This is a genomic window from Microbispora sp. NBC_01389, assembly GCF_045040095.1.
GTDB lineage: Bacteria > Actinomycetota > Actinomycetes > Streptosporangiales > Streptosporangiaceae > Microbispora.
The window spans coordinates 5,974,534-6,000,937 of the sequence record NZ_CP109552.1; the positions used below are offsets into that span (position 1 = coordinate 5,974,534).

Sequence of the window (26,404 nt, forward strand, 5' to 3'; positions counted from 1 at the left end):
AGGGGTGGTTCCCCACATCGGCGACCTCGTGGCCGCGCGACGCGAACCGATCTTGTCGGTGCCCGCTCCTAAGGTGCCGATCATGACGAACCCCTGGGACGCGGTCCGTTCCGGAATAGACGCCGGCGACGCCTCCGCCGTCGCCGCCGCCGTGCTGGACCTCGACGACGACGCGCGCCGCGAGGTGGCGCGGGAACTGCCCGGACACCTTCCCGCCGCCCGCGAGGCCGCGGCGCGCGAGGAGAGGAGACGGGAGCGGGCGCGCCAGGCTCGGTGGGAGGAGCTGCACGAGCGGGCGGCGCGGACGGGGCGACCGGTCCACGAGTTCGCCGAGGCCTACACGGTGGACGAACCGAGCGTCTGGAACCGCTGGATCGAGCCCATGCGGGTCGCCGGCGCCGCGGTCCTCCCCGGCGCAGCGGCCGTCGCCGCCTGGCTGAACAGGCGCGAGTTCGACCGCGGCTGGGAGCCCGCGGACACCGACGACGTCCCGCTGATCGCCGCGGTCGTGGCGGCCCGGCCGCCGGAATGGCGCAGGGATCTCGCCGTACGGCTGGCGCGGCGGTTGCGCGGCGCCCGCCCCCGGCCCGACCGGCGGGTGCGGCTCGCCCTGCGGCTGCTGCGCGAGAGCGGAGCCGAGCCCCCCGAGCACGACCCCCTCACCCTCGCCTGGGTCGCGGCGACCGCCTCCGGCGATCTGCCCGTGGATCCGCTGCTGGACGCGATGCTGCCGAGGCTGTTCGAGGCCGAGGGCGTGGGCAGGCTGCTCCCTACCCACCGGAACTGGCCCGCCGTGCTGACCGCCCTGGCCGGCGACGGCCGGGTCAGGCGCGCGACCCTGCTCGACGGGTGCCGCGGCCGGTTCCTGCGCGGCGGGCAAGCCGCCGACCAGCGCTTCTTCGTCCTCCTGCACGACCAGCTCGACCCCTCCCCGGAGGAGATCGCGCCGTACGCGCGGGACTATCTGGCGTTGCTCCCGGCCGCCGCGGCCAACGTGGCCGACCTCGCGCTCCGGCAGATCCGCCGCCTGGGGCCGATCCCGGCCGAGCAGGCGGGCGAGGCCGTCGAAGCGCTGCTGTTCCGCGCCGAGGGCAGGCTGGTGCGGGCCGGGCTCAGCTGGCTCGACCGGTTGCTGAAGGACCCCGCCGAAGTCGTCGACGCCTACGCCCCCGCGCTGGCCGCCGCGCTGGGCGGCGAGTCGGGCGACGCCCGGGAGCGGGCCGTGAAGCTGGCGGTCAAGCACGGGGGGCGGTTCACCCCGCCGGCCGCCGCGATGATCAGGGACACGGTCGCGGCGCTGCCCGCGCATCAGGGCGCCCGGCTGGCGGCGGTCTTCGGCGGCGAGGTCGCGGCGGCGCCGGAGCCCGCCCGGTTCGTCCCCGTGCCGCTCCCCACGGTCCCGGAACCCGCGCGCATGCCGCCCGCCCCCGAGACGCCGGAGGAGTTGGCCCGGATCACGCTGTCGGAGTACGACTGGCGCGCCGGCGAGAGATGGCTGGACGGCTTCGTACGGCTGGCGGCCCTGCACCGGACCGGCGCCGGGCGCGGCCGCCTGGTCGCCGCGCTGGCTCCGCTCGCCCGTCACTGGAGCCGCAGCCACCCGTGGGCACCCTGGTGGGACACCGCCGACTGGGCCGCGGCGATGGCGAAGGAGCTGACCGAACCGGGCGCGTGGCGCCGGGCGCACCCGCGGGGCACGGAGACCGTGACGGAGTGGCTCCCGGACATGAGGCACGGCGCGGGCGCGAAGGTCTGGACGCTCATGCGGTACGCCGAGGTCTACCAGGCGCACCTCGAAGACCGGCTGCCGCCGTACCTGCTGGGCACGCCCACCCGGGCCAACGGCCTCCTCGACCCGGACGCGCTGGTGGAGCGGATTGAGGGCTACGAGCGCGACGGCGTGCAGGCGCTGCCGCTGGATCTGCGGCAGGCTCTGCTCCGGCTCGGCCGCACCGTCCCCGGCGAGGTCGCCGCGCGGGCCGCGGCCCTGATGAGCCCGGCGGGGCGCACGGTCGCGCGGTGGCTCATCGACCGGCCCGCCGAACCGGAGGTGGTCCTCCACTGGGGCACCCACCAGGGCGACGTCCGCGTCTTCTCGGAGTTCGTGTGCGGGCCGGAGCACCGGGAGGTGCTGGGTGACCTGCTCACCCCCCGGTTCCACGACGAGTCGTGCGAGCGGCTGCTCGCCGTGCTCGCCGGGCACCGCGAACTGGCCGCCGCCCGGTCGGCCTGGACGCTGCGGTCCTCCTGGCCCCTGAACAAGCCCGCACCCGCCGACCTCGAACTGCTGGTCACCGCCGACGGTCCCGCCGGGCAGGGCGTCGCGCTGATCATGGCGCACTACCTGCTCGCGGGCCCGGACGGCGGAGCCGTAGGGCCGCTGCTGCGTCTGGCCGCCACCGGCGGCCTGCCCGGCGAGGAGCTCGGCAGGCAGATCACCGTCCTGCTGGAACGCGGGCTCGACGGTCTCGCCGGGGTCATGGAGGCGCTCCGGACGGCGGCCGAGCGTGGGGCGCACCGGGAGGTGTGGCAGATCATGCGGGACCTGCTGCCCGGCTGCCTGCCGGGCCCCGGCGAGCGGGCCACCCCCGCGCACACCCGGCTGCTGAGGTTCGCCGCCGACGTGGGCGAATGGGCGGACGCCCGGGGCGACCTCCCCGTCGTCGCCGAACTGGCCGGTCGGCGCCGGGCGAGCGAACTCGTCCGTCAGGCGCGCCGGCTGCACGGACGGCTTTCCGACAGCGCCTTTACAAAGTAGATTCGCTGGACCGGCACGGCCCGTGGTCCGCTTCGTGCGGGGAGCCGAGCGGGCGGGCGAAATCGGGGTGCGGTTCGCGCCGCTCCAGCCAGTGGGTGGCCGACAGGGTCGCACGTTCGATCATGTCGGCGGTGGCGCGGAAGTCGACGGGCAGCACCTCGACCGGGCAGAGCGGCGGCAGCACGTGAAGGCGGGCCCGCCGCCTGTTCTGCCTGATCGAGGCGCTGATGCGCTGCTCGCTGAGCAGGTTGTAGCCGTGCAGGGCCATGGCGATCGCCGTCGACGGCGTGGCCGGCAGGTGGCAGGTGAATCCGGGAGCCAGCAGGTACGCCTCGTCGACGCCCGCGTCCACCGCGTAGTCGAGGGTGGTCAGGTCCGCGACGCCGCCGTCCATGAGGACCCGGTCGCCGATCGTCACGGTGGGATACAGGGCCGGGATCGCGGTGCTGGCCAGCAGCGCCGGCAGCGCGGGTCCCCGCGAAAGGACCACCGGACGGCCCGTCCGGACGTCCGCGGTGAGCACCGACAGCGGCGTCCGTGTCTCCTCCAGGGCGCGGATCGGCAGGACGCGTTCGAGGAACCGCCGCAGGGCGGAGTTGTCGAACAGGTAGTTGCGGCGGCCCAGCACGGCCGCGGCCAGCGTGGCCGGATTGAGCGGGAAGGTGTAGTTGAGCACGCCCAGCGCCTGCAGGGCTCCCCGCAGGGGATGGAAGGGCAGGTTGCCCACCAGCGTGCGGAGCACGTCGGGCCCGCTCACCGGGTACACGTCGTGGCCGCTCACCGACAGCCACAGCCGGGCCAGTTCCTCCACTCCCTCGGCGTCGGGGCGGGAGGCGTAGTAGGCGCCGTTGAGCGCCCCGATCGAGGCGCCGACCACCATGTCGGCGCGGATCCCGTGAGCGGTGAGCGCGCGGAGCATGCCGACCTGCGCGGCTCCCAGGCTGCCGCCGCCCCACAGGATGAACGCCGTCGTCATCGGCCGCTTCCCCACGCTCCCCCGGCCCGGTCTCCCTTCCTACCCCTACGTCCCCGTTTCACCCGCCGCGGGCAGAGCCCCCGGCGCTACGCGGATCTCTCCACCCGGGCGCTTCCCTCGGCATCCTCACGGCTTGAAGTGGAACGGGGCATTTCCCCTTGGGATCGTGTTTATCCTGCCGGAGGCGACCGTCGAAAGGCAGGAATCTCCCCCATGGCCTATGCCGATCAGATCTCTCCCATCCTCCGCGCGACGTTCGAACTTCTGCTGGAGGCCGGACGGCCTCTGCCACCAGGAGAAGTGCGCAAAGAAGTGGAGGAGAGAGTGCCGATCGCCCCGGAACTCCGGGCTCCCAACGCGCACGGCCAGGCGCGCTGGTGGGCGCAACTGGGGTTCCGGACGGGAGAGGCCGCCTCGCTCGGCTGGATGACCAAACGGAACGGCTGGGCGATCACGGAAGCCGGCGTCCGCGCGCTCCAGGAATTCCCCGGCACCGAGTTCTACCGCGAGCTGGCGCGCCAGTACCGCGCGAGAAGACTGCCGCCGCAGAACACAGACGGGCCTAAGCCCGTGCCCGCGAACACGGGCCGACCTGAGCCCGTGCGTGACGCGACTCCGGCCGCGTTCGAGCAGTTCCAGCAGAACCTCGAGTACGCCCGGCAACTCGTGGACGGCGGCCGCAATCTGGAGCGGCTCGCGGTCGGCTCCTTCGACGTCACCGACCTCTACCGCGCGGCCTGGACCCAGGCGGTGGCGGCTCTCGACCACTGGGTCACCCGCGAGATCGTCGACCGGGCGGTGGGCCTCGCGCTGACCCCGGACGTGCCCCGGCCTGACAAGTTCAACAACCTGAGCATCCCGGTCGAGTTGTTCGAAAAAGTGCATCACCACGACGAACCTCTCGGCGAGATGTTCCGTACGCACCTGGAACGGCACTTCTCCTTCAAGACCTTCCAGAACCCAGAGAAGATCAAGGAAGGGTTCGCACACGTCAGCGAGGTGAACCTCTGGGTCAGGGTCGCCGAGGTCCTGACCGGCCAGGACGCCAGGAACCCGATCACCGCGGACGGCGTCCGCACCAGGCTCCGGGAGATCGCCTGGCGCCGGAACAACATCGCCCACACCGCCGACCACGATTCCGACCGGCCCGGGCAGAAGACCCCGATCACCGCCGACGAGGCGGAGGCGACCATCGGATGGCTCGAAACGATGGCCATCGCCATCCAACTGGCCCTCGGCGACTCCCGTCCGGAAGCGAGTCCCGACACGATCCGGACCACCCCCTCGGCCGCCGAGGCAGGACAGGCCGGCCGTTCTCGAGGGAAACGCACCTGGGACGAGCCCAGCTTCCTCCAGGCCGTCGAGCGGTACTGCCCCGCCGACGTGCGCGACACGCTGCTGGCCGTCTACCGGCACGCCGAGAGCCACCCGTCCTTCCACGAGTACTACTTCGGCGAAGGCGAGTATCCCTCGGTCACCGCCTGGTTCAATCTCGGCTCCGACAAGGCCTCGGTGTGGAGCGTCTACACCGGCCCGGCGAAGTCCGTCCTGGCCGTCAACTTCGGGTCGGTACGCAATCACGGCGCATCGCGGGAGCGTATGGCACGGCTCGCCGAACGGCTCGGCGTCCTTCCGGGGTCGGCCCGTCTCCGCGACCAACTCGAATCCGCCGACTACGAGAAGTACCCGTCATTGCAGCCGAGCGCCCTCGCGCACCCGGAGGCCAAGGAGACCATCATCGCGGCGCTGAACGAGTTCCTGGCCGGCGGAATCCTCCTCTGAGCCCGCAATCGGAGAGCGCCCTCTCGCCATCACCAGCCCGGGTAGCGCTCGAGCCAGAAGGGGTCGTGCGGAGGTGCGTACTCACTGCCGCCCGGGCTCTCGGTCACCTCCGCCACCAGGTCACGTGCGAGGGTGTCGAGGAGCCAGGCCGACTCCAGCCTGCTGAGGAGCTCGACCGGCCACACCTCGACCCCGTACAGGGCCCCGAGGATCGCGCCGGTGACGGCGGCGACGGAACTTCCGTCAGGCGCCAAGGCCGCGAAGCTCAGGGCCTCCATCGCCTCGTCCGGCTCATCGCAGGAGCCGGCGACGTACGTGGCACCGAGCAGAGCCGACGGGGCGGTGGCGTCGGGAGCGGCCTGCGCCAGCTGGTCCTTCCGCCGAGGCGTCCGCCGCGCCTGGGCGAAGACCGCACGAGCCCTGCCGAGGACGGCCGCCACGTCCGGCGACCGGAGCGGGCCGGGATCGTGCCCCGCCGCCTCTGCGAGGGAACCGGCGGACAGGCACCGCCCGGTCAGAACCGCGGCCGCCGCCGTCGCGTTGTACGCGAGCGGGTCTCCGTGGGTCAGCGCCGCCACGTCACGGGCGAGATCGGCGAGCCCGTCCGCGCTCATCGTCCTGGACAGAGCGGCCAGCGGCAGAGACCGGGCGACGGCGTGCCAACCGCGGCTGGACGTGGCCGGATGACTGGTGCTGCCCTGCTCCGGCTGGTTCAGCGCCTTGACGGTGGCGGGTGCCGATCCGCGCCGCTCCCGCAGTAGCGGGACGTCGGCGAGCCATCCGTCCGGCCAGCCCACTGATCCTTCCGACCAGTGCCGATGATGCTCGTGGACCTCGATGCCCTGCAACGCGGCCCACCGGCAGTAGGCGTGCCAGATCACCGACGGCGGGTGACAGATCCCCCTGTGCGATACGCGAACGGACGCGCGGATGACGCCTTCGATCGTGAAGGCCGCGAGCTGGGCGCCGACCCCGGTCCGGACAGGCCCGGAGGTAGGCGCCGTACCACGGCCCAGGCTCTCGCCCAGCGCGAGGCCCAGCACCAGGCCGCGGACCCGGTTGGCCCAGGTGGCCTGCTTCGCACTCATGTAATGGCCCCTCAGCGGACGGGGAGGCCGGTGACGGCGCGGCCGATGATGAGGCGCTGGATCTCGGAGGTGCCCTCGAAGATGGTGTAGATCTTGGCGTCGCGGTGGAAGCGCTCGACCGGGTGCTCGCGGGTGTAGCCGGCCCCGCCGAGGATCTGGATGGCCTGCTCGGTCACCCAGACGGCGGTCTCGCTCGCGACCAGCTTGCTCATCGAGCCCTCGGCCTGCTCGAACGGCCGCCCCTGGCGGGCCATCCAGGCGGCCCGCCAGGTCATCAGGCGGGCGACGTCCACCCGGGTGGCCATGTCCGCGAGCAGGAACGCGATGGCCTGGTTCTCCCCGATCCTGCGGCCGAACTGCTCGCGCTCCCGCGCGTAGTCGCGGGCGTACTCGAAGGCGGCGCGGGCGATGCCCACGGCCATCGCGGCGACCGTGGGGCGGGTGGTCTCGAACGTGCGCATCGCGGCCTGCCCGCCGGCCCGCGCCCCCGCGCGCACCCGGGCCAGCCGCTCGTCCAGCTTCTCCTTGCCGCCGAGCAGGCACCGGCCGGGCACCCGTACGTCCTCGAGGACGACCTCGGCGGTGTGCGACGCGCGGATGCCGTGCTTCCTGAACTTCTGGCCCTGCGACAGGCCCGGAGCGCCGGGCGGGACCACGAAGGACGCCTGACCCCGCGTGCCCAGCGACGGGTCGACCGAGGCGACGACGACGTGGACGGAGGCGATGCCGCCGTTGGTCGCCCAGGTCTTCACGCCGTTCAGGACCCACTCGTCCTTCGCCTCGTCGTGGACGGCCCGCGTCCTGATCGCGCCGACGTCGCTGCCCGCGTCGGGCTCGGAGGAGCAGAACGCGCCGAGCCTGACGTCGTCGGGGGTGCCGAACATCTCGGGCAGCCACTCCCCCATCTGCTCGGGGGTGCCGTTGGAGGCGAGAGCGGCGGCGGCCAGGCCGGTGCCGACGATGGACAGGCCGATCCCGGCGTCACCCCAGAACAGCTCCTCGAACGCCACCGGCAGACCGAGCCCCGACTCCTCGAACCACTGCTGGGCGAAGAAGTCCAGCGAGTACAGCCCGATCTTGGCGGCCTCCTGGATCACCGGCCAGGGCGTCTCCTCACGCTCGTCCCACTCCGCCCCGGCGGGCCGGATGACGTCCCGGGCGAACTCGTGGACCCAGTCGCGCACCTCGCGGACGTCGTCGCTCAACTCCGGGCAGAAGGTCATCGGGGGCCTCTCCTCTCCACAGTGTTACCAACGGTAACACCCCTGAGAGGGCACCGCTCAGCGCAGGCGGGACGCGTACTGCGGGACCGTCGCCATCGGCGGCCGCTCGGCCACCGCGACGTCCCGCGTGACCGCGCGGTGCCCGGCGTGGCCGCGCTCGAACTGCACCAGCCGGGACGACGGCTCGTGCAGCGGAATGATCCGGTCCTGGCGTTCCAGACGGGCCCAGGCGGTGTGCATGATCTGCCCGGCCATCCGGCCGAGCGCCTCCGTCGACTGGTGCGAGTGGATCCGGCGGCCCAGGTCGACCTGGGCGAGCGCGTCGAGCCCCACCTGGTCGAGCAGGTCGATGAGGAGCCCCAGCTCCACGCCGTACCCGGTGACGAACGGCACCCGCTCCAGGACCGCGCGGCGGCCCGCGTACTCGCCCGCGAGCGGCTGCACGAACCCCGCGAGCAGCGGCCAGTGCAGGTTGAGCAGCGGCCGGGCGACCAGCTCGGTGACCCTGCCCCCCGCGTTCGGCTCGGCCGCCCCGAGCAGCGGCCGGTCGTAGCACGCCTTCACGTACGCGACCGAGGGGTCGGCCAGCAGCGGCCCGAGCAGGCCGGTCACGAACGAGGTCCGGAACTCACGCAGGTCGGCGTCGACGAACACCACCAGGTCGCCGTTGGTCACGGCGAGGGACTTCCACAGCACCTCGCCCTTGCCGTCGTGACGCGGGTCGTCCAGTTCGGGAAGGATCTCGTCCTGCGCGAAGACCTTCGCGCCGGCGCGTAACGCGCGCACCGCCGTGTCGTCCGCCGACCGGGAGTCGATCACCACCAGCTCGTCCACCAGGGGGACGGCCTCCACCAGCTCGCGGCGGACCGCGGCGACGATCTCCCCGACCGTCTCCGCCTCGTTCCTGGCGGGCAGCACCACCGAGATCCTGCTGTCCCCCTTGGCGGACAGCAGGGCGCGGACCGGCCAGTCCGCCGCCGACGAGGTACGCCGGGCCAGCCAGGCCTCCACCTCAGGCAGCACGCGCTCTCCCCCCGTCCCCGCCGCATCCGACAAGGCTCACCTTATGCGGCGGCCGGACGACGCGATCAGGACGAGCCCCCTCCCAGCGCGAGCACTCCAACGACGGATCGGGGACGCCGGGGCCGCCCTCTACCGCTCCCGCGGGGTCTGCCCGCCGATGATTTCCAGCAACGCCGCGTGCGTCTCCCGGTCGGCCGCCGCGACGAGCCCGCCTGCCCCGGTGTGCGGCGGCCGACCGCGCAAATCGGTCACCACACACCCGGCGGCCCGGCACAACGCGATCCCCGCGGCGAAGTGCACGCTGTCTCGCAGGTGGCCGTCGGTGACGTAGGCGGCCCTCCGGCCGGCCGCGACCCACGCCACCGCCAGCGTGGTGGAGACGACGCGCGGGCGGAAACGCCCGGCGAACCCGGCGTCGGCGAGCAGCCGGGCCGCCCGGAAGCCCGGCGCGTTCGGGAACGGCGGATCGAGGTTGACGTCCACCAGCCGGGAGCCGGGCGAGGGCGTGAGCCGATGGTCCTCGCCGTCGTGGCGGGCCCAGGCGCCGGCGCCGTCCGTCCAGAACACCTCACCGGAGAACGGGTCCGCCGAGGCCGCCGCCGTCACCTCGGAGCCCGCGCGCAGGGCGACGTTCACCGCGACCAGCATGCTCCGAGCGGCGTAGTTCAGCGTGCCGCAGAGGGGATCGACCAGCCACACGCGCTCCGCGCCGTTCGGACCGGCGCGTCCGCTCTCCTCGCCGATCACGCCGTCGTACGGCCGGGCGCCGCGCAGGACGTCGAGGATCGCCTTCTCCGCCTCGACGTCCGCCGCCGTCGCGAAGTCGCCCCCGCCCTTGTCGAAGCGCGTCATCGGCGTCCCGTACATGGCGCGCACGACGTCCGCCCCCGCGCGCGCCGCCGTCAGGGCCAGTTCCCCGTCCGTGATCATCTGTGCGGCGTACGGCTCAGGCCTGGGTGGCGTGGCGTTCGAGGAAGGCGTACACGTCGGCCTCGTCGACGCCGGGGAACGACCCCGGCGGCAGGGCGGCCAGCACGTGGGAGTTGGCGCGGGCCGAGGGCCAGGCGTACCCCTCCCAGCGCTGCGCCAGCTCGGCCGGCGGGCGGCGGCAGCACTCGCCGGCCGGGCAGTTCGACCTGGTCCGGTGGGTGGTCTCCCGGCCGCGGAACCACCGCGACTCCCGGTACGGCACGCCGAGCGTGATGGCGAAGTCCTTCTCCTGCGACGGGTCCACGTGGGCGACGCAGAAGTACGTGCCGGTGGGCGAGTCGGAATACTGGTAGTACAGCGAGAACCGGTCGGGCGAGCGGAACACCTGACGCCCGGACCACTGCCGGCACAGCCGCTGGCCCTCGATCGCCCCCTGCTCGTCGGCGGGGAAGACGATGCCGTCGTTCTCGTACGCCTTGTAGATGATCCCTCCGGCGTCGTTGCGCACGAAGTGGCAGACGAGGTCGAGATGGCGGGTGGCGAGGTTGGTGAACCGGTGGGCCGCCATCTCGTAGGACACCGCGAAGACGTCGCGCAGGTCCTCGACCGACAGGGCGCGATCCTGCCTGGCCTCGCGCAGGTACGGCACGGCCGCCTTCTCGGGGACGAGGACGGCGGCGGCGAAGTAGTTGGCCTCCACCCGCTGGCGCAGGAAGTCGGCGAAGTCACGCGGCCGGTGGTGCTGGAGCGCGATGTGCCCGAGCGTCTGCAGCAACACGGTCCGGGGCGTGTGCATGCCGAGCTGCTGGCGTTTGACGTAGATGCGGCGGTTGCGGAGGTCGGTCACCGAACGGGCCGACCTCGGCAGGTCGGGCGCGGAGTGCACGGTGAAGCCCAAGTGGGACACCAGCGCCTGCACGGTGCTCTCCGACAACGCGCCGGTGCGGTAGCCCACCGCCGTCAGCGCGTCGGCGGCGGCCTTCTCGATCTCCTCGAAGTAGTTGCCCAGCTCCCGCTGCGTGCGCCGCAGCTGGGCGTTGGCCGCCCGGGCCTCCTCCGGCGTCGCCGTGCCCTTCGCCTCCCTGGCCCGCAGTTCCTCGTACAGGCCGAGGATGTGCTCCAGCACGTCGTTGGGCACCCGCGCGGAGACCTTGAGCCGGCTCAGCCCGAGGCTCGCGTACAGCGGGTCGCGCTGGGCCTCCTCCAGGGCGATCTCCAACTGCGCCCGCCGGTTCGGCGCCTGCCTGCGCAGCAGCTCCTCCACCGGCACGCCGAGCGCGGCGGCGAGCGACTTCAGCAGGGACAGCTTCGGCTCGCGCCTGCCGTTCTCCAGCAGGGACAGCTGGCTGGGTGCGCGGCCGACGCGGTCGCCGAGCTCGGAGAGCGTGAGGCCGCGCTGCTTGCGCAGGTGCCTGAGCCGCTGGCCGAAGGCCAGCAGATCGAGCTCCTGCGTCAAAGAGAGCGGTTCTTCGCCCAGGACGGAGGTCATGTCCCGATCCTACGCGGAAAATCCGTGATTCTTCCATGCCAAGATGATCTTCTAGCCCTGGATTGGTCTAGTCCATGCGGAAAAGTTGACGCTTCTTCACCAGTGAATACCCGACGGTTTCACTACTAGGAGAAAAATTCTCATCCTTTCCCTGCAAGCCGCCTTGCCTGGTGTCTTGATGTCGACACAAACTCGGAAGCAAGCCCCAGGTGACGACGAAGTACGCAACAAGGGAGTGAACGGGATGTTTGATCGGCTCACCGCAGCCGCCCAGCGGCTACAGCACGAATGGGACACCGACCCGCGGTGGCGGGACGTCCGGCGGACCTACTCCGCCGAGGACGTCGTCCGTCTGCGCGGGTCGGTGCGGGAGGAGCACACGCTGGCCCGGCTCGGCGCGGAGCGCCTGTGGAGCCTGCTCCACAGCGAGGACCACGTCCACGCGCTCGGCGCCCTGACCGGCAACCAGGCGGTCCAGCAGGTGAAGGCGGGGCTCAAGGCCGTCTACCTGTCGGGCTGGCAGGTGGCGGCCGACGCCAACCTGAGCGGTCACACCTACCCCGACCAGAGCCTCTACCCGGCCAACTCGGTCCCCGCCGTGGTCCGCCGGATCAACAACGCGCTGCTGCGGGCCGACCAGATCTCCTGGGCGGAGGGCGAGGAGAACGCGCCGCACTGGCTCGCGCCCATCGTGGCCGACGCCGAGGCCGGGTTCGGCGGCGTGCTCAACGCGTTCGAGCTGATGAAGGCCATGATCGAGGCGGGCGCCGCGGGGGTGCACTGGGAGGACCAGCTCGCCTCCGAGAAGAAGTGCGGCCACCTCGGCGGGAAGGTGCTCGTCCCGACCGGCCAGCACGTCAAGACCCTCAACGCGGCCCGCCTGGCGGCCGACGTGGCGGGCGTCCCCACCCTGGTCATCGCGCGGACCGACGCACAGGCCGCGACGCTCCTGACCAGCGACGTGGACCCCCGCGACCATGCCTTCACGACCGGGGACCGCACGGCCGAGGGCTACTACCGGGTCCGCAACGGGGTCGACGCCTGCGTCGCCCGCGGCCTCGCCTACGCGCCGTACGCCGACCTGCTGTGGATGGAGACCTCCACCCCGGACCTCGACGTGGCGCGCGAGTTCGCCGAGGCGATCAAGCGGGAGCACCCCGACCAGATGCTGGCCTACAACTGCTCGCCGTCGTTCAACTGGCGGGCGCACCTGGACGACGCGACGATCGCCAAGTTCCAGCGCGAACTGGGGCACATGGGATACAAGTTCCAGTTCATCACCCTGGCCGGCTTCCACTCGCTGAACTACTCGATGTTCGACCTCGCCCGCGGCTACGCCGACGAGGGCATGACGGCTTACGTGGGGCTGCAGGAGGCGGAGTTCGCCGCCGAGCGCCGCGGCTACACCGCCACCCGCCACCAGCGGGAGGTCGGCACCGGCTACTTCGACCTGGTCAGCACGGCCATCGCGCCGGACTCCTCCACCACGGCCCTGAAGGGCTCCACGGAGGAGGCGCAGTTCGCCGCGACCCGCTGAACCCAGCGGGGCACCGGGGCCCGCCGTGAACTCCGCGGCTCACCTCCGTACGGGGAGGAGCCGGCGGAGCCGCGGCGGGCCCGCCCCCACGGCCGAGCCGCGCCCGGCTCAGCGCGGCGCGCGGGCGTACCAGCGGCCGTCCAGGGAGTCGATGCGCAGCCTCCGCCCGAAGCACTCGGACAGATGGGCCTCGGTGAGCACCTCTCCGACCGGGCCGGCGGCCAGGATCCGGGCGTCCCGCATCAGCAGCGCGTGGGTGGTGGTGGCGGGCACCTCCTCCAGGTGGTGGGTGACCATCACCGTGGTGAGGCCCGCACGGGCACGCGCCAGGTCCTCCAGGGCCTCGATCAGGTCCTCCCTGGCCGGCAGGTCGAGGCCCGCGAAGGGCTCGTCCAGCAGCAGGATCGCGGGGTCGGCCATCAGCGCCCGGGCGACCCGCACGCGGGCCCGCTCCCCCTGGGAGCACACCTGGAACCTGCGGTCGGCGAGGTCCTTGCAGCCGAGGTCGGCGAGCAGGCGGTGGGCCCGCTCGCGCTCCTCGTCACCGTACCGGTCCCACAGGGGCGCGCTCGTCCCCGTGTGCCCGGTGAGGACGACGGTGAGCGCCGTGGCGCCCTCCTCCTCCAGCAGCGTCTCGTCCACCAGCCGCTGGCTGGCCGCGACGAGGCCGATGCTCCGCCGCAGCTCCCGCAGGTCGGTGCGGCCGAGCCGCCGCCCGAGGACGGTCGCCGTCCCGGAGGTGGGGTGCCGTACGGCCGCGGCCACCGAGAGCATCGTGGTCTTCCCCGCGCCGTTGGGCCCGAGGATCACCCAGTGCTGGCCGTGCTCCACCCGCCAGCCGGCCCCGGCCACCAGGGTGCGGCCGACCACGCGGACGGTCACGTCGTCGAGTTCGAGAGCTGCGTCCATGACCCCAAAGGATGGGGCATGGACGCGCGTGCTCACGACTCCGTCCCAGGAAGTGGACGGCCTCTGGACGATCTCAGGGGGTGGACGCCTCAGGATGGACGACCTCAGGGGAAGGACGGCGCGGGGGTGGCGACCACCCCCGGCGGCTGACCGGCCTCTGGCTGACCTACCTGTGGCTGGCTCCCCGACTGCGGGTCCGGACTCGGCTGCGGCGACTCTCCGTCACCCAGCTGCGGCTCGGTGGTGATCTCCGGCGACGGCGGCGGAGAGCTGGGCTGCGCCGGCGGAGAGGACTGCCCCGAATCGCAGTCTCCACGCCGCCCCGGCGCGCAGTGCCCCTCCGGCGGGGGACGCAGGCTCCCGCCGTCCGGCGGCGGCGAGGGCACCGCCGTGGCCCGTTGCTCGTCCGGGATCGCCGGCGCGGGCGGCGGCATCGTGCGCGTGGCCGTCACCGTCGCCCTCGGCTGACGGGCGCTGACGGGCCGCACCGGCGGCCGGGAGGTGCCGAGCACGTCCGGCGGCGGCGTGGCGCCGTCCCCGGGGATCACCACGGGCCGCGCGGGCGGATCCGCCGTGCGGTCCATACGGGCCGCGCCGGTGCCCGCCGCGACCACCGTCACCGCAGCGATCGTGACGGTCGCGAGCGCCGCGAACCCCGCGTGGGACGCCTGCGCTCCCGCCCCCGCCTGTGCCTTCGATCGGGCCCTCGACCGTGCGCCTGATCGGGCCGCCCGCCGTCGCGCCGCCCTGCCCGGCGGCGGGTGCTCGCCGTGCCCCTCCGGCCCGCCGTCCGGCCAGCCGTCCTGGGTGCGTCCGGCGGCGCTTCCGCGAGTGACTGCCGGGTAGGCCACGGGCTGCCAGATCTCCTCCAGCACCGCCGCGACCGCCCGCCGCGGGTCCTCGGTCGTGTGGACGCCGCCCGCCGCGAGCAGGGAGGCCAGCAGCCGGGCGGCGTCCGGGCGTTCGGCGGGATCACGCCGCAGCGCCGCCGCCACGTCGTCGCGCAGCGGCCTCGGCACCGGCGAGATCCGCGGCTCCTCCACCAGGATGCGGCGGGTCAGCGTCTCGGGGTCGCCCGCGCCGAACGGATGCAGCCCGGTCGCCGCGAACGCGACCAGGCACCCCCACGAGAAGACGTCCGAGGCGGGGATCGCGGGACGCCCCCGCAGCCGTTCCGGCGCCACCCACCCCGGGCTGCCCATGATCTGTCCGGCCTGCGTGTGCGACATCGCCACGTCGAGGTCGCGGGCGATGCCGAAGTCGATGACGAACGGCCCGCGCGGGGACAGCAGCACGTTGCCGGGCTTGAGGTCCCGGTGCACCAGCCCCGCTTCGTGGGTCGCCGCCAGCGCGGCGGCCGCGCCGAGGGCCACGCCGTACGCGAGGTCGGGGGTGAGCGGGCCGTACGCCGTGACGACCTGGGAGAGCGCGGGGCCGGGGACGTACTCGGTGACGATGTAGGGGCGCTCGCCGTCGAAGCCGTCCTCGACGAAGGCGGCGGTGCAGAACGGCGCCACCCTCCGGGAGAACCCGGCCTCCTCGGCGAAGCGGGCCAGCAGCGTCGGGTCCGACAGGTGGACCGGGTGCGGCGTCTTCAGCGCGACGTATCCGCCGCCCGGATGTTCCGCGAGGTAGACCACGCCCATGCCGCCGGCGCCGAGCCGGCCGAGGAGCAGGTAGCCCCCGATGATCACCGGATCGCCCACGGTCAGCGGGCGCACCCCGGGAGGCATCCCGTGCTGGGGGCCCGTTCCGCCAAGTGCCATACGGAAGCTCCCTCTCTCGCGGAAGTGCCGCACAGCAACTCTGGCCGTTTGGAACGCGCCACGCGGTCAACTGACCACAAGCGGCATGAGAGGTAAGCCCAATGGCACCCTGGAGTAAGGCGCAGGCAAAAGCGCAGGTCACACGCGTCTCATTCGCCACAAAAGGCGTGGCCAGGACCGGGAACCAGAGGGGTTCCCGGCCCGGGCGTGGGACGGATCCGGCGACGCCGGGCCGTCAGTCCGCCACGACGGCCCGCAGCACGTCCACCTTCGCCGCCTTCCTTGCCGGGGTGATCGCGGCGAGCACGCCGGCGGCCGCGGCCCCCACGGCGTAGACCAGCGGCTGCGCCACCGGCACCTGGAGCACTGTGATCCCCTCACCGGCCAGGGCCCTGGCCGCGGCCGTCCCGAGGGCGAGCCCGAGCGCCGCTCCCAGCACCGACCCGATCGCGGCGACCAGCACCGCCTCCCAGCGGATGCAGGCGCGCACCTGCCTCCGGGTCATCCCGACCGCGCGCAGCAGGCCCAGCTCCCGGGTGCGTTCCAGCACCGAAAGCGCCAGCGTGTTCACCACGCCGAGCAGCGCGATGAGCACGGCCAGGCCGAGCAGCACGTTGACCAGGCCGAGCAACTGGTCGACGGTGGCGCTCTGGGTGGCGTTGAACTCGGCGGTGTCCTGCACCGCGACGTTCGGGTAGTCGGCCAGCGCCTCGCGCACGGACCGCTTCAGCGCCTCCACCGAGGTTCCCTCGGCCGCGGAGACGAGGATCGCGACGTCGAGCCGCTCGCTGAAGTTCGCCTCGTAGGCGGCGGTCGTGATCAGGTAGCCGGCGCCGAGGAGGGTCGTGTCGGTGTAGGTGCCGGCGAGCCGCAGCGCGTGGTCGCCGGTCTGCGGGAACCGCACCGTCACCCGGTCGCCGAGCCGCCAGCCGTGCGCCTTCGCCTCGTCTGCCGCCACCATGACCTCGCCGTCGGCGAGGTCCGGCAGCGAACCGGACGTGACGCCGATGTCGGCGACCCGCTCCACCGTACGGGGGTCCACCGCCGCGACCGAGGTGGTCTGCCCCGCCACCTGGATCCGGCCGAACCGCATCGGCGAGACGACCCCCGCCTCGGGCAGGCCGCGCAGCTCTCCCGCCGCACCCTCCGGGATACCGGCCGCCATCTGGCTGCTCGCCTTCAGGATCAGGTCGGCCCTGTTGGTACGTTCCATGACGTCGGCGACGGACGCCTTCATCGAGGTGGCGACCACCGTCATCGCCACCACCAGGGCGAGCCCGACGGCGAGCGCGGTCGCGGTCGAGGCGGTGCGGCGCGGCGCCCGCCCGGCGTTCTGCCGGGCCAGGGCTCCCGCGACGCCGAGCCGCGCGACCGGCGCCCCGAGCACCGCGACGAGAGGACGGACCAGCGCGGGAGCGAGCAGGACGAGCCCGGCGAAGGTGGCGAGCGAGCCGAGCACCGCCGCGCCGCCGCGGGACGGACCGGCGATCGCCCAGGCGAGCGCGGGCAGTCCGGCCGCGAGGAGAACCCCGCCGGCCACGATCCTGACTCTCGGCAGCGTGCGGGCCGGTGCCGCCGACTCCCGCAGCGCCGCGATCGGCGGGATGCGCGTGGCCTTCCACGCGGGCACCAGCGCCGCGGCCAGTGTCACGCCGAGGCCGACCGCCAGCGCGGCGACGACCGTGCGTCCCTGGAGCTGCATCGTCGTGGTCGGCACCTCGATGCCGACCGCGGCGAGCAGTCCGCGCAGCCCGCCCGCGACGAGCAGGCCCAGGCCGAGGCCGAGCGCGGACGCCAGCAGGCCGATCACGCCCGCCTCGGTCAGCACGGAGCCGAGCAGCTGCCGCCGCCGGGCGCCGATGGCGCGCAGCAGGGCGTGCTCCCGGCCGCGCTGCGCCACCAGGATCGAGAACGTGTTCCAGATGAGGAACCCGCCGACGAGCAGGGAGACGGCCGCGAAGCCGAGGAACGCCGTGGTGAAGAAGCCGAGCCCGTCGCGCACGGCCCGGCTGGCCTCGGCGGCCACGGTCGCGGTGGTCACCGCCTCCAGATCGGCCGGCAGTACGGCGGCCACGCGGGTCCGCAGTTCGTCCGGGCCGATCCCGTCGGCCCGCACCACGATCTCGTCCACCTGGCCGGGACGGCCGAGCACCCGCTGCGCGGTCGGCAGGTCGAACGCGGCGAGGGTGGCCCCGGCCAGGTTGTCGGCGTCGCCGAAGCCGAGGACGCCCGCCACGGTGAAGTCGGACGGTTTGCCGGACTCGAACATGACCCGGACGCGGTCGCCCGGTCCGTAGCCGTGCTTGCGGGCGGTGGCGGCGTCGAGGGCCATCTCTCCCGGCCCGGACGGCGCGCGCCCGGCCCGCAACGTGACGTTGCCGGCGAGTTCCCGGTCGGCCGTGTAGCTCACGCCGAGCGTCGGGGCGCCGCCCGGCTGGATCGGCGCGCCGGACTTGTCCAGCATGAGGGCGTAGCCGTTCAGGCCGCCCTCGGCCGCCGCGACGCCGGGCACCTCGCGGACCCGGTCCACCAGGGCCATGGGCATGGGACGGTGGGAGCCCAGCGTGGTGGTGTCGGTGAAGGCCGGCCGGGCCCGGACGGTGACGTCGGTGCCCTGCCCCAGGTCGGCGTACAGCTTGTCGAAGGTGACGGTCATCGTGTCGCCGAGCACGAGGGTCCCGGTGACGAACGAGACACCGAGGGCGATGGAGACCGCGGTCAGCACCAGCCGCAGCTTGCGGGCGGCCAGTCCCTTGAGTGCGACGAGCAGCATCTAGCCACCCAGCTTCTTCATCGCGTCGAGGATTCCGTCCGTGCCAGGGTCGATCATGTCGTCCACGATGCGCCCGTCGGCCAGGAACACCACCCGGTCCGCCCGGGCGGCGGCCAGCGGGTCGTGGGTCACCATGACGATCGTCTGGCCGAACTCGTCGACCGCGCGCCGCAGGAAGGTCAGCAACTCCGCGCCGGACCGCGAGTCCAGCGCGCCGGTGGGCTCGTCGGCGAAGAGGATCTCCGGCCGGGTGATCAGCGCCCTGGCCGCGGCCACCCGCTGCTGCTGCCCTCCGGACAGCTCCGCGGGCGTGTGCCGGAGGCGGTCCGCGAGCCCCACGGCGGCGACCACCGTCGCGAACCACTCCGGGTCGGCACGCCGGCCCGCGAGGCGCGCCGGCAGCTCGATGTTCTCCGCGGCGGTCAGCGTGGGGACGAGGTTGTAGGTCTGGAACACGAACCCGAGCCGGTCGCGCCGCAGCAGCGTCAGGTCGTTGTCGGACATCCCGGAGATCGGGGTGTCGCCGATGTGGATCTCACCGGAGGTGACCGTGTCCAGGCCGGCGAGGCAGTGCAGCAGGGTCGACTTGCCCGAGCCGGAGGGGCCCATGATCGCCGTGAAGGCGCCGCGGGTGAAGTCGACGGACACGCCGTCGAGGGCGCGTACGGCGGAGTCGCCGTGCCCGTAGAGCTTCGCCGCGTCCACCGCGCGGGCAGCCACACCGAGAAGGGTTGAGGTGGGGGGAGACAAGAGGCACTCCAGATTCCGAGCGGGTGACGATCCGCACCTGCCGATGTATACGCCGTTAAGAAAAAACCTTACGGCGTATACATGCTAGTGGCCCGTACCCCGACGCGTCGATACCCCCGCCGAGCAGAACCGGACAGTTCCGGCGGAAGAGGACGGCGGTGGCGACAAGGACACCACGCGATCGTCATCCGGCGGCCGTTTTCGCCGCCGCCAGGGCCACGAGAATCAACTCCAGGCCGAACTCGAACTCGGCCTCGGCGTCCTGTTCGAGCAGCAGCGGGGAGATCTCCGACACGTTGGGCAGGTGACGATCGAAGGAGAGCACGGCGAGAGCCTCCGGCTTCCCGGCGTCCCGCGGCGCCCCGAAGTAGCCACCGAGCTCGATGTCGAAGGTGCCAAGGGAGTAGGCGGCCAGCGCCCGGTAGGACCGGGCCGTCATCTCCGGGGTGAAGCCGCTGCGCAGGCACGCGCGGAAACCCGCCTCGACGAAGGCCAGCGCGTCGGGCGTGCGCGGGGGGAATCGGGCGATCAACGGGGCGGCGTTCGGGTGCGCCAGGCCGACCCGCCGGACCGAGCGCATGATGACCCGCAGCGCGTCCTTCCAGGACACGGCCTCACCGGGCGCCTCGACCTCCGCGAGGAGCAGCTGGACGACGGCCTCCAGCACGGCGTCCTTGTCGGAGTAGTGGTGATAGAGCGCCATCGCCGAGGAGCCGCAGGCGGCGGCGAGCTTGCGCATGCTGAACGCGTCCACTCCCTCGCCGTCGACGAGCGCGAGCGCCCGCTCGGCGATGCCGCGCTCCGTCAGGCCCCGATGCGGCATCACAGCCCCTTCCTCGCCGCCCGCGCCGGCGACGCCGGGCCCCTGGAGAACCCGTGAAGGAGCCGGGCACGCGGAACCGCGCCCCGCGGGCGAACATCGCGACAAATAGAGATCGACAGTGTACAGCCCTGCCCGTACGGCGTACGAGACGATTGGACGGCGGGGGCGTGAAGTCAGGCGGCGGCGGCAGTGGTGGTGGTGGTGGTGGCGTGGTGGTCGCGGACAGCGCCGAGGAAGCGGGAGACGTGCTCGAAGAACAGGCGGCCTTCGGGGAGGACGTCGGCGAGGAGGGGGAAGATGTGCGGCATGCGGGTCCACTCCTCGTAGGTCACCTGCACGCCGTTCTCCCGGGCGCTGAGGGCGACGCGGCGGGCCTCGTCGCGCAGGACCTCGGTGGAGCCCGTGACGATCATCAGCGGGGGGATGCCGGTGTAGTCGCCGTAAACGGGGGACACGAGGGGGTCGCGGCAGTCGAGGCCGTCGGTCCAGCGGCGGGCCAGCCAGTCGACGCGGCTCGCGGGGAGCATGGGGTCGGACCATACGTTGACGCGACGGCGGCTCTCGCTGAGGTCGGTCCAGGGGGAGAGGCATACACCGGCGGCGGGCAGCGGCATGTCCCGGTCGCGCAGGGCCAGCAGGGTGGCCAGGGTGAGGTGGCCCCCGGCGGAGTCTCCGGCCAGCAGGATGTCCTCGGCGGCGTACCCGAGGTCCAGCAGGGACTCGTACGCCTCGATCGCGTCGGCCAGCGACTCGGCGAGGGAGTGGACGGGCCCCTGGCGGTAGTCGAGGGAGAAGACCGGGCTGCCCGCGGCGGCCGACAGCCGCCAGGTGATCGGCCGGTGGGTGGCCGGGGAGCAGACGAAGTAGGCTCCGCCGTGGAAGTAGAGCACCACCTTCCGCTCGTCCAGGCACGGCCCGCCGCGCACCCACTCTCCGGTGCACGAGCCGAAGCCGTCCGGGACGACGGACACATGGCCGGGCAGGATGCCGGGAACCCGCTCACCGAGGCACATCAGCCTGCTGGCAACGGCCATCCCCGGGGTGTTGCGCACCAGCAGGGTCGAGATCGGTTTCATGGTGCCGCGGAGGACGCCGTTGATCGCGGCCGCCTGCCAACTGACCGGATATTCCGGACGAACATCCACATTAAGCTCATGTGCCATGCAAGCCTCCCAAAAGGGATGTTCCCAGTTAGGCAACCAGTTCTACCGCTTGGTAAGTTTCATCCTCCTTACGACGATGTTACGACACGGTAACACCCGCAGGTCATGGGTTACCCATGGAGAGAACCGAAAAGGCTCCGCTGCCCCCCGCTCAGGCCGCCAGTCCACCGGGATCGCGGGCTCCCGGTAAAATTTCGGCAAACGGCGCGGCGTGGAGGCGAGTTTGACGAGCGGCGCGGCGCTTCCCCTCTATCCCCGGCTGGCCTGGTACGGCTTCCGCAGGCACGCCGCCTACTGGGCGGCGGCCCTGGCCGGGGCGTTCACCAACAGCGTCTTCGGGGTGCTGCGCGCGTACGTGCTGATCGCGCTGTGGCAGGCCCGGCCGGGCCTCGGGGGTACACCCTCGCGGACGCCGTGACCTTCTGCTTTCTCACCCAGGCGTGCATCGGCCCGATGCAGTTGTTCGGCGTCGGGCTCGACCTGCCGCAGCGGATCCGCAGCGGCGACGTCGCGCTCGACCTGGTCCGCCCGGCGCCCCTGCAACTGTGGTGCCTGTCGGAGGACCTGGGCCGGGCGGCGTTCCTCTTCCTCGCCCGGAGCATCCCGCCCGCTCTCGCGGGCGCGGCGCTGTTCGGCATCGTCACCCCGCGCGCCCCGGCCGCGTTCCTGGCGAGCGTGACGCTCGGCGTGGTGGTGAGTTTCGGGTGGCGCTACCTGGTCGCGCTGGCGTCCTGCTGGGTCATGGACGACCGTGGTCTCGCCACGCTCTCGCTGGTTCTCACGACGTTCTTCAGTGGGCTCATGCTGCCCCTGACGATCTTTCCCGGATGGTTCGGCTCGCTCGCCCGCGCCCTGCCGTGGGCGGCGATGGTGCAGGCGCCCTCCGACATCTACCTCGGCACGGCCGAGCCGGCGCATGCCCTGGCCTTCCAGGCACTGTGGGCGGCGGTCCTGCTGGCGCTGGGGGCGCTGCTGACGCGGGCCGCCCGCAGGAAGGTCGTGATCCAGGGTGGGTGAGCGCCGGTGATCAGGACGTACGCGCTGCTCGCCTGGGCCTGGACCCGCGCCGCCGCGCAGTATCGCGTCTCGTTCGCGCTCATGACGGCGGGCGCCTTCGTGATCGGCGGCCTCGACATCGCCGTGATCTGGGTGATCTTCGCGAACACCGACTCCCTGGCCGGCTTCGGACCGGCCGAGGTCATGTTCCTGTTCGGCACGTCGGAACTGGCCTTCGCGATCTCCGACACGCTGTTCGGCAACGTCGACCGGGTCAGTCAGCACATCAGGGCCGGGACCCTCGACGTGATGCTGGTCCGGCCGGCCGCCACCTGGGCGCAGGTGGCCGCCGACCGTTTCGGGCCGCACCGGATCGGCCGGGTCGTCACGGCGGCGGCGGTGCTCTGCGTCGCCCTGGCCCGGCTGGACATACCGCTCGGCAGGGCCTGGATGGTGCCCGTCATGGTCGTCTCGGGCAGCATGATCTTCACGTCGATGTTCACCCTCGGCGGCGCGCTGCAGTTCCTGCTCACCGACGCGCCCGAGGTGGCCAACGCGTTCACCTATGGGGGAGCGATGCTCAACCAGTATCCGCTGAGCGTCTACGACCCCCGCATCGTGAAGGGCCTCACGTACGTGCTGCCGCTGGCGTTCGTCAACTGGTGGCCCGGGCTGTACGTGCTCGACCGGCCCGACCCGCTCGGCCTGCCGTCCTGGACGGGCCTGCTGTCCCCCGCCGCCGCGCTCGCGCTGGCCACCGTCGCCGCGCTCGCCTGGCGGGCGGGAATCCGCCGCTACCGATCGACGGGGAGCTGACCAGATGATTGAGGTGGACCAATGATCGATGCGGCTGAACTCGGCCGGGTCTTCCGCGTACGCCGCCAGGTCGTGCACGCCGTACGGGACCTGTCCTTCCACGTCGCGCCCGGGGAGTTCGTCGCCTGCCTCGGCCCGAACGGCGCGGGAAAGTCCACCACGATCAAGATGCTGACCGGGATCCTCGCCCCCACCTCGGGCCGGATCAGGGTGGACGGCCTCGACCCGGCCCGGCGCCGTACGGCCCTCGCCCGCAGGATCGGGGTCGTCTTCGGCCAGCGGACCACGCTGTGGTGGGATCTGCTGCCGCTGAGGGACAGCCTGGAAGTCAGCTTCTCGGCCGTGAACGACCGGGCTTGCGGCTCCTCGCCGTCGATGGATTCGACGGTTCAGGCCGCGTCGTCGGCAGCGTGACTCACTGCCCAGCCCGCGACACCGCGCGCGGCGATGTTGCGGGCTGCGTTGACGTCGGCGTGCTCAGCGAAGCCGCACGACGTGCAGGCGAAGGTGGCCTGGTCGGGCCGGTTCCTTTTGTCCACGTGCCCGCATGAGGAGCAGGTCTGGGAGGTGTAGGCCGGATCCACATGGATCACGGCGACTCCGGCGCGGGCCGCCTTGTAGGCGATGAAGCTTCCCAGCTGGTGGAAGCTCCACGAATGCAGCGTGACCCGCTGGGGCTTGCGGAGCCGTACCCGTTCGCGGATACCGCCCAGGTCTTCCAGGGCGATGCCGCGTCCGGTGCGTTCTGCCTCGGTCACGATCTGCTTGGCGATGGTGTGGTTGATGTTCGCGGCGAACCGGGCCTCCTTGCGGCGGCGCCTTCTGGCCAGCCGTTTGGCGGACTTGGTGGCCTTGGCCTGCAACCGGCGGCGCAGCCGGCGCTGCCGGTGGCGGTGGGCGTTCAGGCCCTTGCCGCTGTGCCGGTCGCCGTCGCTGGTGGTGGCGATGGTGGCGATCCCCAGGTCCACGCCCACGAAGGCGTCCGGGACGGTGATGGGCCGGTCGGGGACGTCGCAGGTGGCGATCAGAAACCACATGCCGTCCCGGCACACCAGGTCCGATTCGCCTTTGCGGTGGGCGGCCAGCATCGCCACCTGGGCGGCCGAGCCGGTGAAGGCGATCCCGCGCAGCCGCCCAGCCACGGTCCAGATCGACACCGTGCGCGCGTCGATCTGCCACGACAGGCACCGGTCGTCGAATGGCTGGGCCGCGCCGATGCGAAAGGTGATCGGTTTGGAGGTGACGCGGGCACGGCATGCCGATCCTTGGGGGCCCAGGTTCCCGTTGCGGATGTTGGCGTGCAGCGCGCGGTAGGCGTCGGCAACCTTCTTGATCACGTGCTGGGCGGCCTGGGCGGCCAGCCCGAACTCGGCCTTGATCCGATCGTAGGTGTGCTTGCGCAGATCGTAGGTGCGGAAGCAGCGCTGGGTGAACGCGATCCGCGATACCAGATCGGCGGCCCGGTTGGCCGCGTGCAGGGTTGCCTCCAGCGCCGCCGCCTGCTCGGGCGTCGGCAGGAGTTTCACCTGCACCACCAGCCTCACATCGAACACACTACCGTTTGGTTCATGTCACCTCGATGGGAACCGAACCCTGACGTCCGGACAGAAAACCCAAGTCAGGGAAGTGACTCCTCCCGGGCGTAAACGCCCGGGGTTCCTCGCTAGATGGTTGATGCCAAGACCTGTGATCACGGTCAGTGGTCGTACGCGACCAGGGATCGCTCGATTGGCTGACTGGTCTTGTCGTTGTGCCAGATCGCGGCGGTGAGCGCGAGTATCCGCGCCAGCACGCGGGCGACGACCCCGGCAAGGGTACGCCCTCCGTGTCGTTCCAGGTCAAGCTGGCCCTTGAAGGTCTGGTTGATCGACTCGATCGTCTGTCGTAACGGCTTGAACAACCGCGCTCCGGCCCGTTCGGGCTCGCCCTTGCGGGCCGGGCGCAGCAACCGAAGGTCACGGTCGGTGAGACCCTGCTCGAAGTCGCGGCCGTAGTAGTTCTTGTCCGCGATGATCGTCTGCCCGGCATGGCCGGCCAGCAGGTCCGGGGCGGCCTCCAGCATCCCGATCAGGGTCTCACGTTCGTCGGCCTTGGCGCCGGTGAGCGCGAAGGCGACCGGCAGACCGCCGAGTGTGCACAACAGGTGCAGCCGCAGTCCCCAAAAGTACCGGGAGTGACTGGCGCAGTAGCAGTACTCGGCCCACCCGGCCAGGGCGCTGCGCTTGACCGTCTCGCGGGACCGGCCACACTCCACCGGGGTGGAGTCGGCCACCCATACATCGTCACTCCACAAGGTGGTGTCGGCGGCGAGCATCCGGATCATGTGCAAGACCAGGCCGGATGCCTTACGCAGGCGCTTGTTGTAGCCGGACTGGCCGGGCAGGTAGGGGAACATGCCGGCCAGTTCGGCCCGGGCGTAGCGCAGCCAGCGCCGTTCGGAGGTGTAACCGAGTAGCACCGACATCACCGCGAGTGTCACCAGTTCGGCGTCACTGAGGGTAGGTGCGATGCCGACCTTGGGCCGCCAGGGCGCGAGGTCCGGCCAGGTCTTCACCGCGTCATCGATCTTCACAAAGAGTGCGGTGGCGAGGGTGTTCAGGTCTTTCGTCACATTGATCTTGGACACCCTCGCCCTATTTCCGCAGGCGATCCCTTGGACTCAATCGTCTAGGTGAAGCCGAACCGGCTCCTTTACAAAGTAGATCGCAAGGTCTTCCGCGACCGGCTCGACGAGCTCTGCGTCCTGCTGGATCTCGGCGGCTTCCTCACGACGCCGGTGCGTCAGCTGAGCCTCGGCCAGCGGATGCGCGGCGACATCGCCGCCGCCCTGCTGCACGACCCCGCCGTGCTGGTGCTCGACGAGCCGACGATCGGGCTCGACGTCGTCAGCAAGGCGGAGGTGCGCGACTTCCTGCGGCGCCGCAACACGGAACACGGGACGACGGTGCTGCTGACCACGCACGACCTCGGCGACGTGGAGCGGCTGTGCCGGCGGGTGCTGCTGATCGACCATGGCAGCCTTGCCTTCGACGGCACGCTCGACGGCCTGCGGGCGCTGGTCCCGGGCCGGACGTCCATCGAGGACGTGGTGGCCGATCTCTACCTCAGTAGCCGAGGGTCTCCTCGTACTCCTCCTCGTCGTCCCGTTCGGGACGGGCCCAGCGGGACGGCATGAGCACGGGGAGGAACAACGCGATGCCGAGCAGGGCGTACACGCCGGTCGAGAGCAGGGTGAGCGCGCCCCGGCTGGCCTGCAGCAACTCCGCGTGCACCGAGGGCCCGGTGGGCACCAGGCTCGCGGCGCGCGACACGTCGAGGAGATAGACCACGGTCCATGCCAGCAGCGCCATCGACGGGACGAACGTCGACAGCGGCGACACCCGGGTGACCAGCACCAGCCCGAGCAGCAGGCCCACGACGACCATCACGCCCAGGGCGATCAGCATCCTTGTGTCCTTCACCGGGTCCACGTTCTGCACGGCCCCCCGCACCGCCTCCTGGGACGCCCATCCACCACCGACGAGAAGAGCCGCCGCGACGACAACGCCCAGGAGCAGCCCGAAGAAGTGCCGCATGAACACCACCTTGGGTGAGAGGTCCGC

Annotated in this window: 21 protein-coding genes and 2 pseudogenes; 8 read left to right on the plus strand and 15 right to left on the minus strand. The window is 72.2% G+C overall.

Annotated elements, in window-relative coordinates:
* The first annotated feature begins 82 nt into the window (after positions 1–82).
* Positions 83–2,758 (plus strand): hypothetical protein, encoded by a 2,676-nt coding sequence (locus tag OG344_RS26445; protein ID WP_405085406.1) that lies wholly within the window; start codon positions 83–85, stop codon positions 2,756–2,758.
* Here OG344_RS26445 and OG344_RS26450 read toward each other — a convergent pair.
* Positions 2,748–3,734 carry a patatin-like phospholipase family protein gene (locus tag OG344_RS26450; protein WP_405085407.1) on the minus strand — a complete coding sequence of 329 codons (987 nt, stop codon included), beginning with the start codon at positions 3,732–3,734 and terminating at the stop codon, positions 2,748–2,750. The genes OG344_RS26445 and OG344_RS26450 overlap by 11 nt on opposite strands.
* A 300-nt stretch (positions 3,735–4,034) precedes the next feature.
* Between OG344_RS26450 and OG344_RS26455 the strand changes: the two genes are divergently transcribed.
* The gene (locus tag OG344_RS26455) at positions 4,035–5,516 is read left to right on the plus strand and encodes a hypothetical protein (RefSeq protein ID WP_405085408.1); all 1,482 of its coding nucleotides are present in this window, start codon (positions 4,035–4,037) and stop codon (positions 5,514–5,516) included.
* A gap of 29 nt (positions 5,517–5,545) precedes the next feature.
* Here OG344_RS26455 and OG344_RS26460 read toward each other — a convergent pair whose 3' ends face one another.
* The 5 genes from OG344_RS26460 to OG344_RS26480 all read right to left on the minus strand — a co-directional run bounded on the left by OG344_RS26460 (position 5,546) and on the right by OG344_RS26480 (position 11,269).
* Positions 5,546–6,604, minus strand: a complete 1,059-nt coding sequence (locus tag OG344_RS26460) for an ADP-ribosylglycohydrolase family protein (RefSeq protein ID WP_327045977.1) — start codon at positions 6,602–6,604, stop codon at positions 5,546–5,548.
* Positions 6,605–6,615: 11 nt separating this feature from the next.
* Positions 6,616–7,827 (minus strand): acyl-CoA dehydrogenase family protein, encoded by a 1,212-nt coding sequence (locus OG344_RS26465; protein ID WP_405085409.1) that lies wholly within the window; start codon positions 7,825–7,827, stop codon positions 6,616–6,618.
* Positions 7,828–7,884: 57 nt separating this feature from the next.
* Positions 7,885–8,850 (minus strand): glucosyl-3-phosphoglycerate synthase, encoded by a 966-nt coding sequence (locus OG344_RS26470; RefSeq protein WP_405085410.1) that lies wholly within the window; start codon positions 8,848–8,850, stop codon positions 7,885–7,887.
* Between the two features lie 129 nt (positions 8,851–8,979).
* Positions 8,980–9,780, minus strand: coding sequence for an inositol monophosphatase family protein (locus OG344_RS26475; protein ID WP_405085411.1), 801 nt, complete (start codon positions 9,778–9,780; stop codon positions 8,980–8,982).
* Between the two features lie 16 nt (positions 9,781–9,796).
* Complete coding sequence (locus OG344_RS26480; protein ID WP_405085412.1) at positions 9,797–11,269, minus strand: helix-turn-helix domain-containing protein; 1,473 nt, start codon at positions 11,267–11,269, stop codon at positions 9,797–9,799.
* 244 nt (positions 11,270–11,513) lie between these two features.
* Between OG344_RS26480 and aceA the strand changes: the two genes are divergently transcribed.
* Positions 11,514–12,806 (plus strand): isocitrate lyase, encoded by a 1,293-nt coding sequence (gene aceA, locus OG344_RS26485; protein ID WP_405085413.1) that lies wholly within the window; start codon positions 11,514–11,516, stop codon positions 12,804–12,806.
* Between the two features lie 108 nt (positions 12,807–12,914).
* On the opposite strand, the gene OG344_RS26490 is transcribed toward aceA, so the two are convergent.
* The 6 genes from OG344_RS26490 to OG344_RS26515 form a co-directional block, all read right to left on the minus strand.
* The gene (locus tag OG344_RS26490) at positions 12,915–13,715 is read right to left on the minus strand and encodes an ATP-binding cassette domain-containing protein (protein WP_327045985.1); all 801 of its coding nucleotides are present in this window, start codon (positions 13,713–13,715) and stop codon (positions 12,915–12,917) included.
* Positions 13,716–13,819: 104 nt separating this feature from the next.
* Positions 13,820–15,481 (minus strand): protein kinase domain-containing protein, encoded by a 1,662-nt coding sequence (locus tag OG344_RS26495; protein ID WP_405085414.1) that lies wholly within the window; start codon positions 15,479–15,481, stop codon positions 13,820–13,822.
* A gap of 235 nt (positions 15,482–15,716) precedes the next feature.
* Positions 15,717–18,254, minus strand: a complete 2,538-nt coding sequence (locus OG344_RS26500) for an ABC transporter permease (RefSeq protein ID WP_405085415.1) — start codon at positions 18,252–18,254, stop codon at positions 15,717–15,719.
* Entirely contained in the window at positions 18,255–18,974 is a 720-nt protein-coding gene (locus OG344_RS26505; protein WP_405085416.1) for an ABC transporter ATP-binding protein, read from the minus strand.
* A gap of 214 nt (positions 18,975–19,188) precedes the next feature.
* Positions 19,189–19,827, minus strand: coding sequence for a TetR/AcrR family transcriptional regulator (locus tag OG344_RS26510; protein ID WP_405085417.1), 639 nt, complete (start codon positions 19,825–19,827; stop codon positions 19,189–19,191).
* Positions 19,828–20,000: 173 nt separating this feature from the next.
* On the minus strand, positions 20,001–20,972 hold the full coding sequence (locus tag OG344_RS26515; RefSeq protein WP_405085418.1) for an alpha/beta hydrolase: 972 nt from the start codon (positions 20,970–20,972) through the stop codon (positions 20,001–20,003).
* 241 nt (positions 20,973–21,213) lie between these two features.
* Between OG344_RS26515 and OG344_RS26520 the strand changes: the two genes are divergently transcribed.
* From OG344_RS26520 to OG344_RS26535, 4 genes and pseudogenes are all read left to right on the plus strand, one after another.
* Complete coding sequence (locus OG344_RS26520; RefSeq protein ID WP_405085419.1) at positions 21,214–21,408, plus strand: hypothetical protein; 195 nt, start codon at positions 21,214–21,216, stop codon at positions 21,406–21,408.
* Positions 21,405–22,007 carry an ABC transporter permease gene (locus OG344_RS26525; RefSeq protein WP_405085420.1) on the plus strand — a complete coding sequence of 201 codons (603 nt, stop codon included), beginning with the start codon at positions 21,405–21,407 and terminating at the stop codon, positions 22,005–22,007. The genes OG344_RS26520 and OG344_RS26525 overlap by 4 nt, the downstream gene beginning before the upstream one ends.
* 6 nt (positions 22,008–22,013) lie before the next feature.
* A complete protein-coding gene (locus OG344_RS26530) occupies positions 22,014–22,802 on the plus strand; it encodes an ABC transporter permease (protein WP_405085421.1) in 789 nt (262 codons plus the stop codon).
* 21 nt (positions 22,803–22,823) lie between these two features.
* Positions 22,824–23,135, plus strand: a pseudogene (locus OG344_RS26535) (ATP-binding cassette domain-containing protein); the annotation flags it as partial.
* A gap of 56 nt (positions 23,136–23,191) precedes the next feature.
* Here the strand turns inward: OG344_RS26535 and OG344_RS26540 are convergent.
* Both OG344_RS26540 and OG344_RS26545 read right to left on the minus strand, forming a co-directional pair.
* Positions 23,192–24,346, minus strand: a complete 1,155-nt coding sequence (locus OG344_RS26540; protein WP_405085422.1) for an RNA-guided endonuclease InsQ/TnpB family protein — start codon at positions 24,344–24,346, stop codon at positions 23,192–23,194.
* A gap of 152 nt (positions 24,347–24,498) precedes the next feature.
* On the minus strand, positions 24,499–25,413 hold the full coding sequence (locus OG344_RS26545; protein WP_405085423.1) for an IS982 family transposase: 915 nt from the start codon (positions 25,411–25,413) through the stop codon (positions 24,499–24,501).
* A gap of 72 nt (positions 25,414–25,485) precedes the next feature.
* Here OG344_RS26545 and OG344_RS26550 point away from each other — a divergent pair.
* Positions 25,486–25,977: pseudogene (locus OG344_RS26550) on the plus strand (ATP-binding cassette domain-containing protein); the annotation flags it as partial.
* On the opposite strand, the gene OG344_RS26555 reads toward OG344_RS26550, so the two are convergent.
* Entirely contained in the window at positions 25,907–26,377 is a 471-nt protein-coding gene (locus OG344_RS26555; RefSeq protein ID WP_327045994.1) for a hypothetical protein, read from the minus strand. The pseudogene OG344_RS26550 and the gene OG344_RS26555 overlap by 71 nt on opposite strands.
* Between the last annotated feature and the right edge of the window lie 27 nt (positions 26,378–26,404).